The 13,522-nt window shown below is 49.0% G+C and carries 11 protein-coding genes, 2 pseudogenes and 1 riboswitch; of the genes and pseudogenes, 9 read left to right on the top strand and 4 right to left on the bottom strand.

From position 1 onward, the window contains the following. Positions 1–156: 156 nt before the first annotated feature. The 8 genes from MKY64_RS10315 to MKY64_RS10280 all read left to right on the top strand — a co-directional run bounded on the left by MKY64_RS10315 (position 157) and on the right by MKY64_RS10280 (position 10,057). A complete protein-coding gene (locus MKY64_RS10315) occupies positions 157–1,101 on the top strand; it encodes an aldo/keto reductase (protein WP_339257049.1) in 945 nt (314 codons plus the stop codon). A gap of 22 nt (positions 1,102–1,123) precedes the next feature. Then, complete coding sequence (locus tag MKY64_RS10310) at positions 1,124–1,510, top strand: MerR family transcriptional regulator (RefSeq protein WP_339257051.1); 387 nt, start codon at positions 1,124–1,126, stop codon at positions 1,508–1,510. Between the two features lie 242 nt (positions 1,511–1,752). Then, the gene (locus MKY64_RS10305; protein WP_445671697.1) at positions 1,753–2,718 is read left to right on the top strand and encodes an ABC transporter permease; all 966 of its coding nucleotides are present in this window, start codon (positions 1,753–1,755) and stop codon (positions 2,716–2,718) included. 13 nt (positions 2,719–2,731) lie between these two features. Then, positions 2,732–3,613 carry a carbohydrate ABC transporter permease gene (locus tag MKY64_RS10300; protein WP_340952703.1) on the top strand — a complete coding sequence of 294 codons (882 nt, stop codon included), beginning with the start codon at positions 2,732–2,734 and terminating at the stop codon, positions 3,611–3,613. A 36-nt stretch (positions 3,614–3,649) separates the two neighbouring features. Further along, complete coding sequence (locus MKY64_RS10295) at positions 3,650–5,143, top strand: extracellular solute-binding protein (RefSeq protein WP_340952700.1); 1,494 nt, start codon at positions 3,650–3,652, stop codon at positions 5,141–5,143. Between the two features lie 60 nt (positions 5,144–5,203). Continuing rightward, positions 5,204–7,057, top strand: coding sequence for a sensor histidine kinase (locus MKY64_RS10290; RefSeq protein WP_339257056.1), 1,854 nt, complete (start codon positions 5,204–5,206; stop codon positions 7,055–7,057). Continuing rightward, positions 7,038–8,666 carry a response regulator gene (locus MKY64_RS10285; RefSeq protein ID WP_340952696.1) on the top strand — a complete coding sequence of 543 codons (1,629 nt, stop codon included), beginning with the start codon at positions 7,038–7,040 and terminating at the stop codon, positions 8,664–8,666. Before MKY64_RS10290 ends, MKY64_RS10285 begins: the two co-directional genes overlap by 20 nt. Positions 8,667–8,707: 41 nt before the next feature. Next, positions 8,708–10,057: an FAD-dependent oxidoreductase gene (locus tag MKY64_RS10280; RefSeq protein ID WP_340952694.1), complete on the top strand. Its 1,350-nt coding sequence runs from the start codon at positions 8,708–8,710 to the stop codon at positions 10,055–10,057. A 91-nt stretch (positions 10,058–10,148) separates the two neighbouring features. On the opposite strand, the gene MKY64_RS10275 is transcribed toward MKY64_RS10280, so the two are convergent. Continuing rightward, entirely contained in the window at positions 10,149–10,892 is a 744-nt protein-coding gene (locus tag MKY64_RS10275; RefSeq protein ID WP_340952691.1) for a suppressor of fused domain protein, read from the bottom strand. 183 nt (positions 10,893–11,075) lie between these two features. Here MKY64_RS10275 and MKY64_RS10270 point away from each other — a divergent pair. After that, a pseudogene (locus tag MKY64_RS10270) lies at positions 11,076–11,210 on the top strand (3'-5' exonuclease); the annotation flags it as partial. A gap of 19 nt (positions 11,211–11,229) precedes the next feature. Here the strand turns inward: MKY64_RS10270 and MKY64_RS10265 are convergent. The 3 genes and pseudogenes from MKY64_RS10265 to arsM form a co-directional block, all read right to left on the bottom strand. Further along, positions 11,230–11,697 carry a hypothetical protein gene (locus MKY64_RS10265; RefSeq protein WP_340952689.1) on the bottom strand — a complete coding sequence of 156 codons (468 nt, stop codon included), beginning with the start codon at positions 11,695–11,697 and terminating at the stop codon, positions 11,230–11,232. A gap of 205 nt (positions 11,698–11,902) precedes the next feature. Next, positions 11,903–12,066: riboswitch (cyclic di-AMP (ydaO/yuaA leader) on the bottom strand. A 346-nt stretch (positions 12,067–12,412) separates the two neighbouring features. Next, on the bottom strand, positions 12,413–12,910 hold the full coding sequence (locus MKY64_RS10260) for an arsinothricin resistance N-acetyltransferase ArsN1 family A (RefSeq protein ID WP_445671696.1): 498 nt from the start codon (positions 12,908–12,910) through the stop codon (positions 12,413–12,415). An 18-nt stretch (positions 12,911–12,928) separates the two neighbouring features. Then, positions 12,929–13,519: pseudogene (arsM, locus tag MKY64_RS10255) on the bottom strand (arsenite methyltransferase); the annotation flags it as partial. Positions 13,520–13,522 lie beyond the last annotated feature (3 nt).

Here is a 13,522-nt window from a genome sequence, read left to right as displayed (position 1 = left end):
CTGCTTTACGATAGGGGTAACGGGGAGATGAGGCTGGCTGGCGCTTTCAAACGAAGCGCAAGCAGTAGTATTGACTTAGAGTGCGCTTAAGCTTTTATACTGGTCACGTAGATGCAAGTAAGTGGAACTTAATAGATGTTAAAGGGAGGATTTCGTGTGAAACATTTTACGTTGGGAAATACAGGATTGGTGGTAAGCGCTTATTCTTTGGGGTGTCTGAATTTTGGATCGCGAACCGACAAAAAAACCTCTTTCCAGCTGCTTGATCATTTTTTTGAAGCAGGGGGAAACTTTCTGGATACAGCCAATAATTATGCGATCTGGAACGAAGGCTGTGTTGGCGGAGAAAGCGAGTCTTTGCTTGGCGAATGGATGAAAGAAAGAAAAAACAGAGATCAGATCATTTTGGCCACCAAAGCAGGAGCGAAACCGGTAGTGCCAAAAAGCGAAAAAATGGAAGGCTTAGGCCGCCAAGCGATTGAGAAGGCAATTGACGAAAGCTTGCTGAATCTTGGAACAGATTATGTAGATTTATACTATGCTCATGTAGACGATAACGAAACTGAACTTGAGGAAACCTTGGAGACCTTTGATTCCTTGGTCAAATCGGGTAAAGTAAGGGCTATAGGCTGCAGCAATTACCGGCTGTCCAGGCTCCTTGAGGCCAAAGCGGTCAGTCAGTCAAAAGGATGGCAATCCTATTGCTGCATCCAGCAGCGGTATACGTATTTACAGCCTAGAGCGGATGCGGATTTCGGAGTGCAGGTCAGTACCGATGAGGATTTACTTGCTTACTGCAGTCAGCACGATGATTTTACGCTCTTGGCTTATTCCCCCCTCCTTGGAGGCGTGTACAACAAAAAGGAAGCTGTCCTACCCGATGCATACCGGAGAGAGGATCAGATGACCCGATTGCATACGCTAAGGAAGGTTGCCGGAGAGCTGGGAGCAACACCGAATCAGCTTGTCCTGGCTTGGATGCTGCACAAGCACCCGAGAGCTCTTCCCGTTGTTGCTGCAAGCGGTCTAACGCAATTGGAAGAAAATTTGGGGGCGCTTAAGCTACAAATTAGCCCAGAACAGCTTGATCAATTAAACTGATTTTGAAAGGAGCGGACTCGTTATGACCGGTAAAGAACTGACCATTCAGCAGGCTGCTGAGATGACGGGGTTAAGCGTACATACCCTTCGTTATTACGAAAGGATCGGTCTGATGGACCCCATACCCCGTGCCGAGAATGGTCATCGGATCTATCGGGAGCATGATTTTGAATGGATCGTATTACTCGCAAAACTTAAGACTACAGGAATGCCGATCGCACTTATGCAACAGTTCGCTGATATGATGCGGCTTGGCAATGAGGGCATTCCCCAGCGCAGACAACTTCTGGAGGAGCATGAGCGGAAATTAATCGAGCAGGCTCGGACGATTCATCAGACTTTGGATATTCTGCGGGATAAAATTGATTACTACCGTTCCTGGGAAAAAGATACCAGGCGGGAGGCCTGAAAGAATAATAGAAAGACTCAGTATACTGGATGGACTAGAAGCTGGCTTATTAGCCAGCTTTTTTGTATGTAAAGTTGCGCAGATGGAGAGTTTCGGTTTGGAATATTGTTGTTCCCGGCCAAGTGGTCAAGAAATTCACCTAAAAGGTCATGCAAATGCCCTTAAAGCAACTGCCAAATGGCAGGTACAATGAGGAAGTCACACGGATAAGAAATTATGACTACGGGTAAAGGAGGTATCCTATGGATTCAGATTTGGCAGCGGCGGACCGGCAGCCCGAGAACCATCCCCTTCATACAGTAAAGCCGGAGCGGTTTCAGGCCCTGAAAAAGTACTGGGACTTATATCTGATTATGCTGCCGGGACTCGCGTATTTTATCATTTTTAAATATGTGCCAATGGGGGGCATCATCGTTGCCTTTCAGGATTTTAGCGCCTTTGCCGGCATCCGCGGCAGCGAATGGGTGGGACTTACGCATTTTAAAAATATGTTTACGGACAGCGAGTTTTACACGGTATTCAAAAATACGCTGCTGATCAGTTTGTACAAGCTGATCTGGGGATTTCCGGGTCCGATCATCCTGGCCTTGATGCTGAATGAAGTCCGGCACATGCTGTATAAGCGCGGGGTCCAGACGCTTGTCTATCTACCGCATTTTCTGTCCTGGGTCATCATCGGAGGCATTCTGATCAACGTGCTGTCCCCGGCAACGGGCATCGTCAATCAGTTTCTGGGCATGCTCGGTTTGGAGCCGGTCTTCTTCCTGGGCAGTCAGGAATGGTTCAGAACGGTGCTGGTGGTCAGCGATATCTGGAAAGAAGCGGGATGGGGGGCCATCATCTATCTGGCTGCGCTGGCATCGATCGATCCACAGATCTACGAGGCCGCTGTCGTAGACGGCGCGGGCAAATGGAAGCAGTTGCTCCACGTTACCCTGCCATCGCTCATCGGGACCATCGTGATCCTGTTCGTACTGCGCCTCGGGAGCGTTCTGGATGTCGGCTTCGAACAGATTTTTGTGCTCTATAATCCGCTGGTCTACAATGTGGCCGATGTTATCGAGACTTATGTCTACCGGACCGGAATCACGCAGGGCCAATTCAGCTTTACTACCGCTGTCGGGTTGTTCAAATCAGTCATCAGTCTGATATTGGTCGTCCTCGCCAACAAAGCCGCCAGGAAGCTTGGCCAGAACAGCTTATGGTAGAGGGGGTGAATCTATGAGACTTACTAGGGGAGAACGTCTGGCATCGAGGCTTAATTACCTGATCCTGGGTTTCGTTGCTTTGCTTGCGCTTTTGCCATTCCTGCATATCGTGGCCCAGTCTTTTAGCAGTCATCAGGCGATAACATCCGGCAGGGTGACGTTATGGCCTGTAGATTTCAGTTTTGAGGCGTATGTGAAGGTACTGCGCGAGCACGCCTTTGTGAACGCCTTCAAGGTCAGTTTGCTGCGTACGGCCATCGGAACGCTGGTGAATGTGGTGATCACTTGTATGCTGGCCTATCCGCTGTCCAAGACTTATATTAAAGGACGATCAGCCATCATGTTCCTGATTGTGTTCACGATGCTGTTTAACGGGGGCATGATTCCGACCTTTCTGGTCGTGAAAGCGACCGGGCTGCTGAATTCCTTCTGGGTCTATATCATTCCTGGAGCGGTTAGCGCGTTCAATGTTATTATTATGAAAAATTTCTTTCAAGGCGTGCCGCCCGAATTGGAGGAATCCGCCAAGATTGACGGCTCCTCCAATATCGGAACGCTCGTCCGGATCGTTGTTCCGTTATCCATGCCGGTCATTGCAACGATTACCTTGTTCCATGCGGTTGGACATTGGAACGCCTTCTTTGACACCGTCCTGTATGTGACGGACCGGAATCTCTTCCCGCTGCAGGTGTATCTGCGTGAGCTGATCATGTTCAATCAATCGAACATCAGCAATAACAACGGGTATTCCGCCAATATCGACAGCACGCTGCTGGCCTTGGAGTCCTTGAAGGCTGCGGCGCTGATTGCCAGCACAGTTCCGATCCTGCTCGTGTATCCGTTTCTGCAGAAGCATTTTGTCAAAGGGATTACGCTTGGATCCGTAAAAGGCTAGAACTGCATGTAACATGAAAAGAGAGGGGATTGTCACATGAAAGTCTCAATCTTGGTAAAAAGATCCGTATCCATTCTGGCGGTGACCTCCATGCTGCTGGTGTCCGCATGTTCATCCGGCACGAAGGAGGAAGGTGGCAAAGGGAAGGAAGAACGCCAGGCCATTGATATCGTATTAAGCAATGCCGGACGGAAGTTCCCGCCGGGCATGGACGAGAACAATAATCCTTACATTGATTACATCCGCGAGAACACGAGCTTGGACATCAAGCTGCTCACGCCTCCTGCGGACGGTTACGGGGATGCCCTGAACGTGATTATGGCCTCCGATGATCTGCCGGATATGCTCCTGTCCTATGACGCCAATTGGTTCGAAAGCTATGTCCGGCAGAAGGCCCTTACCCCTCTGAATGATTTAATCGACGAATACGGACCGAATCTGAAGAAAAGTATCCCGGAGGAAGCCTGGAAGGTCGTCACCGTGGACGGAAAGATCTATGGGATTCCCAGCTTGAACCCGATCCCGGGCAATGAAATCATGTTTGCACGTAAGGATTGGCTGGACCGTCTGGGACTCAAACCACCGACAACGCTGGAAGAATACAAACAGGTGATTCGCGCTTTTGCGCAGGATGATCCCGACGGAAACGGCAAAGATGATACGTTTGGCCTGATCCTGCAGGAAAACCTCGGCAGAGTAGCTCCGTTTATCGGGGCATGGGGAATCCAGCGGGGCCAATGGACTGAACGGGACGGGCAATTGGTGAATTCCAGCACACTGCCGGAAATGAAGGAAGCACTAAGCTATCTTGCCGATCTCTATAAGGAAAAGCTGATTGATCCCGAGTGGGCTCTAAATAAGATGGCTAATGTTGACGAGAAAGTCGCCAGCGGCAAAGTGGGCCTGTTCTCCGGGAACTGGTATGATACCCGCGGCCCCATCTTGACCAACCAGAAAAATGATCCCAATGCAGAGTGGATTCCCCTCGAATATCCAACCGGACCTGACGGGAAGCAGGGAACCTGGGGCAACAGCTATGTTGCCGGGTTTAATGTGATTCCGGTTACGAGCAAACATCCGGAGGCTGTTATTAAGATGCTTGATTTCATGATCGGAGACGGATACCGCACACTCATGCTCGGATTTGAGGGCGAGGTATGGAATATGGAGGACGGGAAGGTGGTTACGAACTTTGATGAGCACAACAAGCATATTTACCGGCTAACGCTCGGCGAAGCGATTGTACCGTTCAATTCTGAAGTATCCAGAGAGCGTCTGGACTCGCTCGGTATGGAGTTTAAGCTGAATGAGATTGTCGACAAGATTAACGAGGTTGCCATCCGTAATCAATATCTGGGCGTACCGACGCCAGGAATGGGTAAATACGGGCCTAAGCTGTCCAAAATGGAGGTCGAAGCATTCACGAAAATCATCATAGGCCAGCAGCCGGTAGACAGCTTTGATCAATTTGTTGAAGACTGGAAGAAAAACGGCGGCGAGGAAATGACGAAGGAAGTCAACGGGCAATGAACAGGACGGATAACAGGGTCTAAGCTATAATGAAGGCATGCAGAATCGTGGGGGAATCGTATGAAGTGGCTGACGCAATTCCGCAACGTCTTGAAGCAGTCGATTCAGTTTAGGCTTACCTGTTATTTTCTTCTTATCTTGCTGCCGCTGGTGGCGTTCAGTATGTTTGCCAATGTAAAGTCTCAGCGGATTTTGGAGCAGGAGCTTGGCGAGCGCACACTCAGTGCCATGAACTCCGCGTTGGAGTTTGTTGACCTGACCTTAAAAAGCATCCACAATCTGTCCACCTTGATCGCAACTGATACCAATTTATCCGCCCTGCTGTCTCATCAGGAGAAGACCCTGACCTCCGGGGCAATTATGGACTTCACGCGTGTCATGAAAGAGCTTACGAATATAACTATGGTCAATGAATATTTAAGCGACACCATGATTTATCATCGTCCTTCCAACTCGCTGATCACAACAAAGCTCGGGCTGCTGCACCGTGAATCCCAAGGCCCTGAGCCATGGTACGGTGAGGCTCTGAAGGCAAATGGCGCAAGCATATACTACTTGTCAGAACGCCATGAAGAAAATTTGTCCGGAATCCCGGATCCTATCTATAACCGGAATCAGCTTATTATGATGAGACTTATGGATTTCTATCGCGGCGAAAAAGGCGAAAATGTCCTCATGCTGTCGATTTCGAAAAATCAGCTGCTCCGCTCGTTGTCCCATTTGCTGGCGAACAGCAGCTCCAAGGTCTATCTGTTTGATGCCCGGGAGCGGTTAATCGTATCGAGTGCTCCTGCAGAAACATTGTCTTTCGAATGGAGGGACGTCCAACCAGGCAGTGTGTTTGTCCGGGAAACCCCGGAAACGGATGAGAAAAATTTGATTCTGCGGGTGACTTCTCCCCGAAGCGGATGGTCGCTGCTGCTGATCCAGCCCGAGCGTGAGATTTATGATAAGTCGAGGCCGCTGCAAATTTTTGCGTACTGCATTATTGCACTCAGTGTCGTGCTTGCCGTCTGGATTGCCTGGTTTATCTACAGCGGAATTGCTTCTCCGATATCAAGACTTGTGTCCGGCATGCGGCAGCTGCGTAAAGGCAATCTGAATATCAGGCTGGAGAACGGGCGGCAGGACGAGTTGGGGTATTTAACGGAGGCTTTCAACGAAACGGCGAGTCAGCAGCGTCATCTGATCAAGGACATCTATGAGCAACAGCTCAGAATGACCAAGACGGAGCTCAAATTTCTGCAGGCTCAGATCAATCCCCACTTCTTGTACAACACGCTGGATTCGATTTATTGGACGGCCAAAAATTATGAAGCGGAAGAGATCAGTACGATGGTGCTCAACTTGTCGAACTTCTTCAGGCTGAGTTTGAGTAAAGGGCAGGAGTCGTTTACGGTGGAGGAAACATTCAAGCACCTTCAATACTATATTCGGATTCAGCAAATCCGTTTTGCCGAGCGATTTACGGTGGAGTACTGCGCTTCTGAGGATAGCCAGCATTTGCATATTCTGAAGCTGCTGCTTCAACCGCTGGTTGAGAATGCCATATTGCATGGATTGGAGAAACGAAAAAAAGGCGGAGCATTAAGCATTCGCACCGATGTCTCTAATGACCGGCTGATCATCCAGGTAACCGATAATGGAAGAGGGATTCCAGGGCCAAGGCTTATGCGGATTCAACAGGCCCTGGCAAGAATCAGGTTCGGGGATTACACGGCCCCCCCTGAAAAGAACTCCGAGTTTTTTGCGCTGCTCAATGTCCAGGCTCGAATCACCATTTACTATGGGGAGACGGCGGAATTGAAGATCGTCAGCGGGGAAGGGAACGGAACGACGGCGATCATCGATTTGCCGGCAGAGCGCTGCCGGGAGGAGAGAGGGGAACCGGAACATGAATCTCATGATTGTTGAAGATGAAATTCGAATATTGAATAGCCTGGCCAATAATATACCGTGGAATGAGCATGGCATCGAAGTAGTGGCGCTTGCCGAGAACGGCTTAGAAGCGCTGTCCATGATCGGGCGCAGGAAGCCGGATATCATGCTGCTCGATATCGAGATGCCGGAGATGGACGGGTTGACCTTGGCGAAAACGGTGCTGCAGCAGGAACCGCACATGAAAATCGTGATTTTAAGCGGCCATGACGATTTCCCGTATGCGCAGGCTGCTGTGGGGCTTGGCGTCATGAAGTACTTGCTGAAGCCGGCCGGAGACGATGAAATTTTGAAGGCTATTCTTGCGGCTGCGGAAGAGATACGAGAGGAACTGATGGAAAAGCACAGCATGATTGAGCTGCAGCGGAAATGGCAGGACCGCCTGCCTCAGCTCCAGGATGATTTTTATAGAAACTGGATACAGGGCCGGTATGCGGACTGGGAGCTCAAGAAGCATATGGAAGAGCTGAATCTGGAGCTTGCCCTCTATACCTGGTTTGCAGTAGCCGTATGTGAAATTGATCCGATTCACGAGCAAGGAGAACGGTTTACGTCTTCGGATCAGGCGTTGCTGCAGTTTTCTCTGGAATGCATAGCGGCTGAATGTTTACAGCATGAAGACTGCCGGGTCTTTAATGATGCGGACGGAGCAACCGTGCTGCTCTTTTTGGGACAACCGGAAGAATCGGCTCCAGATATCATCCAGCGGATCAATGTTCACGTTCCCCGTCTCTTCAACATTGTGAAAGAGTGTCTGAAGCTTACCGCCAGCGCCGGACTCGGGACCCCAGGCTCATGGGATCATGTTTCGCTGTCCTACCGGCAGGCACGCCGTGCGCTGCAGGAGCGGGCCATTTACGGAAATGAGGTGTTCGTTCCTTACCTGGACGTAACCAACATGGAGCAGCCGTTTCATTATGACGCCGAGTTCGAAAAACAGCTGGAGATTGCGGTTCATACGGATCACGCGACAACGGTTGCTGAGCTGATGGACTGCTATTTCAAGGACGTATACTCCCAAGCGGTCTCAACCCAAAAGGTATACGAGCATTTGCTGTATTTGAGCAGCTTATTTACACGTATGATTCAATCGCGAGGCTGGTCGATGCAGGAGGTGCTGCAGGAGGATTATTCGATGTTTCTGTCCTTTGAATCCCTGCTCTCCAAAGAGCAGATCGTGGAATGGTCCAAAAGAGTGGCCAGCCGCATTACCCAATACCGGGAACGCGAGCGAAAGCATTCCAGCCATCGGCTCGTTAAACAAATGATCGAAGCCGTGGAGGAAATGCTGGGGAAAGAAGAACTGACCTTGCACACGCTGGCCGAAAGATTATATGTCAATCCCTCTTACCTTAGCCGGCTCTTTAAGCGGGAGGAAGGGAAATCCATTTCGGAATATCTCCTGAAGCGGAGTATGGAGCATGCCAAAGAGCTCTTATACAGCGGCGTTAAGGTGTATGATGCAGCAGAAGCGGCAGGATATCGTGATGTCAGCTATTTTGCCAGAGTGTTTCGTAAATATTGGGGTGTAGCCCCAAGTGAATTAAAGAAACAAGAGCGTTCAGACTCACCGCGGTTGATGTAAGTTAAAACTACAATGGAAGAAAACAGGTGGAGGTGGTCAGAATGACCGATATGGCACTAACCGTTAAAATACCCGAGCGTGATATTCCTGTCTACACGGAGGTGGATGTTGTCGTTGCCGGAGGAGGACCGTCAGGAGTAGCCGCAGCGCTCGCAGCGGCAAGAAACGGGGCATCCGTATTGCTGATAGAGCAAAGAGGATACCTGGGCGGCATGGCGACGGTCTCTCAGGTTCCTGCATTTTGCCCGTATACCGATCAGATCAAGCCGGTAATCCGTGGGATTGGGCTGGAAATTCTGCTTGCTATGAAAAGCAGGATGGAGGAGACGTTTCAGGAAGCATGGAAGGATCGCCTGGATTGGGTGCCGATTGATGCGGAAATTTTAAAACGCGTATTGGACGAAAAGATGATGGAGGCTGGCGTTAAAGTGCTGTATCATACCTTCGTCAGTCAAGTTCTTCAACAGGACGGCATCATTGAAGCGGCGATCATTAATAACAAGACCGGAACCCAGGCTGTGAAGGGGAAGATATACATTGATGCAACCAGCGATGCGGATCTCACCTATCTTGCGGGCGGGCAGCTCGCCAAAGGTGGAGATGACGGAGAGCTGCAGCCGGGGACAATGTGCTTCGTCCTGAATAACCTGGACAGGAACAAATTTCTCTCAAGTGCGGAGACGCACGGCCACGATCTGAAACATGCGATCAACAAGGCGAAACACGAAGGGCGATTGCGCGTCGCGAGAGATTGGGCCGGTATTTCCTGGCTGAACAATCATACGGCAGGCTTCAATTTCGGCCATGTATTCGGGATTGATGGTTCAAATACGGATGATCTGACCCGCGGAGCAATCGAAGGCCGCGCGCTTGTTGAACACATTACCGGTTGGCTGCGGGAAGCGATTCCCGGATTCGAGAACGCTTTCCTGACGTTGACGGGCGAACAGATCGGCATTCGGGAAACCCGGCGGATCATCGGCGATTATATCATCACTGCCGACGATTTTCTGGCGTGCCGTTCGTTCCCTGACGATATTGCCCGCAATGCCTACTTTATTGATATTCATATGGCAAAGCCTACGAGCGGCATGACGATGATACGTCTATCGCCGGGAGAGTCCCACGGCATTCCTTATCGCGCCTTGCTTCCGGCCGGTATTCAGAACGTAATCGTAGCCGGCAGAGCGATATCAACCGATAGAGCGGCCCAAGGCTCCACCCGGGTCATGCCCAATTGCTTTGCCATGGGCGAAGCCTCCGGTACGGCTGCGGCAATTCTGACTGAGAAAGGCTCACGGGAAACGCGCAGTATCGACATCGCGGACCTGCAGCGCAGACTTGTCCGCAAAGGCGCATGGTTAGGGGAGCAGATCAATGAGCGGTTCTAGGAAATAAGAAATAAAAAGGCTGAGCCCAAAGTCATATCCTTGACTTAGGCTCAGCCTTTTCAAGCTGTTTCAAACTTGTTCATCCGGGCAGTTATTTACAAGCGTTGCGTCTATTCGGATTCAGAACGAGGAAATCCTCTGGAAGCTCGAACAGCTTGGCGACCAGTTCATCCATACCGGACTCCAGCTTGAACTCCATTTCCTCCCGGTACAGCGGAACCAGGAAATAAACCTGAACCTGATTGCCGTCTTTCGTATGGACGGTGCTAACCTCTTCCGGCAGAGCATACAGGATCACGCCGGATAGCTCCGTATTAGCCGCATAAGGCTCGTAATCCTCCGTGTTGGGGATCGTATGGCCGTATCCAAGCCATGTCTGATACATATGCGGGAATCGGGCAAGCATCTTCATCAGCCGGATCGGCCAGTAGTTCTCCTCCGCCTCGAAATCCTCCTGCGTAAGCGGCCAGTCCGCCGGCAAAAACATCATCAGCTCCGCGCGTTCTAGATGCTTATACTCTTCACGGATCTCCTGCGGGAGCGTCAGCGGCAGATCGCTCATCCCATTGGTGTACAGCACCCGGTATGGCTCATCAGGTGTAGCTTCCATAATGTTCACATCAATATGTACGATGTCTGAAATCAGTTCGTGGAACACGCCGGTTTCCCGGTTTGGAAAGACCCGATTGAAATGTTCGTTTAAATCTTCCATGTACAAAATATTGGCGGGAGGCGTAACCTGCTGCTCATCCGAAGCGTCATAACCATAAATGGTGGTACCGTCTTCTGATTTGCCCATTTCCTTGCCGCCAAACAGTTTTTTGAAAAAGTTCATGTCTTTGCGCTCCTCTGTGTGGGTTTATATTAAAGTGCGAAATGAAGTATTTGAAACCTCACTTGGAAGTATAACAAAAGACATAGCCCCGGAGCGATGGGTCTATCGATTCGAATTTCAAAAGGAGCAGATATGAACTATATCATTTTTGATCTGGAAGTCACCTGTTGGGAAAATGACCGCAAGCGGGGCGTAGGCATGGAGAGAGCCTTGTCTATGCTTGAATTGCCGCTTGAAGGTACTCACCATAGAGGTATCGACGATGCCAAGAACATTGCAAAAATATTCGTTAAGATTTTTGACCAATTGAAGTTTTGATAATTTAAATTGATCATGTCTATAGCAGTGAATAATAGGATACCGATTCTGCAAATAAAATGGTTGGATTCAGACGACTCTTCACCGTATTAATTGAATGGATTCTTTGCTCTGTCCTTTGATGGCGATACCGCTCCGATCCGGCTCCTACCTTCATTCGGATTTGGTCATTTTGAATGAACATACTATCGAGTGCAGTCTTGATCATGTTAAGTTGATTGGGAGCCCATTCTTGTCCGTGCATCCGGACGTATTCTGTGGCTTCTTCTGCAGTACAATGACATATCTCTTTCAGAAAAGAGCCCCATTTGATTAAATCCACCGCATTGTCACCCGCACAAAGAATGCAATTCCCATAGCTGATCTGTCCTCCGAAGGTTAACTTCAACACCCCATACCAGCATCCGTAAGGCTCTGAAATATGCATGAAGGAAGGGCGGCAGCTAAATGCGAACAACTCGATTCGTGACAGTCTGGCGTTAATCATGAATAATGCCTCCTAGGTTGTCTATAGATTTCATATAACGCTGCAGATTATGGGTCTGCTCAGCTGTGGCTACATAGGCTGTCAGTTCAGTTTCATTCTCACATACAGCAGCATGCTCAAGCCAAACGGAATATTTGGTTTTCTGTACGATGGATAAGTGTAATGGAAAGGTTTTGCGGGATCGCAGCAAAAAAGCATGGTTAATGCAGGCTCTCTCCAGTGCTTACGAGGTTAGCTGACGGATTCGGACGGTGAGAGTCGTCCTACCAGTGAAGAGTTCAATCTTCTTTGGATTCACCCCATTTCGGCTGGTCACAGCCATTTGGTTCCCCCGCTTCCCGCCTGACGGGAATTCAGCATTTGTTAAAAGGAATCTTACGCTGAGCATCACTGTTTGTAAAATGCTGAAAGTTCTCTAGGAGACTAAATAAGACTCTATAGGATATAAAAATGAAGAAAATCCCTTGTAATCTAGCATTCATCCCCGATTTTCTGAAGTTATCGCGTATTTATTAACTTTTTAATGCAACCTAAATGGGGCTAAATGAATCTTAATGATTCTTTAATCATGATATTAAGATCAGATATAATGTTTAAGATCCTCCTGTTTACAGGCCCGATATGCGGAGCCTCCATGAAAGTGAGATTGTAGGAATAGATCAAAAGGAGAAGTTCCTCCGTTTGCGGATGGAACTTCTCCTTTTGATCTTCATTTTTATAGCAGCTTCTCCATAATCATCACATCAATAAACGCTCCGTCCATCACTCCTTGCTTCTCAAATACACCAACCTGCCGGTAGCCCATCTTTCGATACAATCCTTGACCACTCTCATTAAACGGAAAGGTAAAGAGAACAATTTTATAAAAACTATTTTCCTTTGCTACCTTGTGTAAGGACTCCAGGAGGGAGCTGCCTACACCTTGCCCACGAAAGCTTCGATCAATATATACAGAAAGGTCAGCGACGCCGTTATACGCGCAACGGTGAGAATATGGGTTCAGTGAGGCCCAGCCCACGACTTCACCTTCGCGTTCAGCAATCAAAACGCTAAAACGGCCTTGGTGATCGTTGAACCATGATTCCATATATGAGAAGTCTTTCATCTCTGTTTCAAGTGTAGCGATCCGGTCCTCGATCCCCTGATTGTAGATACGAAGAATGCTTTCAATATCCTCAGGTGTGGCCTGACGGACAGTTAATGTACTGATCATATCAACATCCCCTTAAGATTACTTTCTCGCTTTAATTACAGCAGAGACGATGTATTGGTCAACATTCGCACCTGGAACCCAATCTTTAATGAATGTTTTAGATTCGTCCTTTGGCTCAATGCTGATATCAGTAAAGCCGCATTCCTGAAGCATGATCTCCAAATCGGCAATGGAAGAGGCGCCAGAGATACAACCCGAATATAATTCATCCAGGTCATTTTTGATCTCAGGAGGAAGCTCAGCTGTAGTTACGATATCTGATATGGCAAGACGACCTGCAGGCTGAAGAACACGATAAGCCTCACGGAATACTTGCTGTTTGTCTGGGGAGAGATTAATCACGCAGTTGGAAATAATGACGTTGATCGAATTGTCAGCGACGGGAAGATGCTCTATTTCGCCCAATCTGAATTCGGTGTTACTGAACTTTCCTTTAAGGGCATTATCTCTTGCTCGACTGATCATCTCAGGTGTCATATCCACACCTATAACATGGCCTTCATTACCTACCTGCCGGGAAGCCAGAAAACAATCAAATCCGCCGCCACTCCCAAGGTCCAAAACATGTTCACCCGCCTGCAGTTCAGCAATAGCCTGTGGATTACCGCAGCT

The organism is Paenibacillus sp. FSL R7-0210 (assembly GCF_038009085.1).
Taxonomy (GTDB): domain Bacteria; phylum Bacillota; class Bacilli; order Paenibacillales; family Paenibacillaceae; genus Paenibacillus_AQ; species Paenibacillus_AQ silagei.
This window is presented reverse-complemented; position numbering and strand designations above follow the sequence as displayed.

Bases quoted from the DNA above. Each gene is read 5' to 3' on its own strand.
- MKY64_RS10300 (WP_340952703.1), top strand. From the start codon at position 2,732: ATGAGACTTACTAGGGGAGAACGTCTGGCATCGAGGCTTAATTACCTG.
- MKY64_RS10295 (WP_340952700.1), top strand. From the start codon at position 3,650: ATGAAAGTCTCAATCTTGGTAAAAAGATCCGTATCCATTCTGGCGGTG.
- MKY64_RS10265 (WP_340952689.1), bottom strand. From the start codon at position 11,697: ATGATTAACGCCAGACTGTCACGAATCGAGTTGTTCGCATTTAGCTGC.
- MKY64_RS10275 (WP_340952691.1), bottom strand. From the start codon at position 10,892: ATGAACTTTTTCAAAAAACTGTTTGGCGGCAAGGAAATGGGCAAATCA.
- MKY64_RS10310 (WP_339257051.1), top strand. From the start codon at position 1,124: ATGACCGGTAAAGAACTGACCATTCAGCAGGCTGCTGAGATGACGGGG.
- MKY64_RS10280 (WP_340952694.1), top strand. From the start codon at position 8,708: ATGACCGATATGGCACTAACCGTTAAAATACCCGAGCGTGATATTCCT.
- MKY64_RS10285 (WP_340952696.1), top strand. From the start codon at position 7,038: ATGAATCTCATGATTGTTGAAGATGAAATTCGAATATTGAATAGCCTG.
- MKY64_RS10290 (WP_339257056.1), top strand. From the start codon at position 5,204: ATGAAGTGGCTGACGCAATTCCGCAACGTCTTGAAGCAGTCGATTCAG.
- MKY64_RS10305 (WP_445671697.1), top strand. From the start codon at position 1,753: ATGGATTCAGATTTGGCAGCGGCGGACCGGCAGCCCGAGAACCATCCC.
- MKY64_RS10260 (WP_445671696.1), bottom strand. From the start codon at position 12,910: ATGATCAGTACATTAACTGTCCGTCAGGCCACACCTGAGGATATTGAA.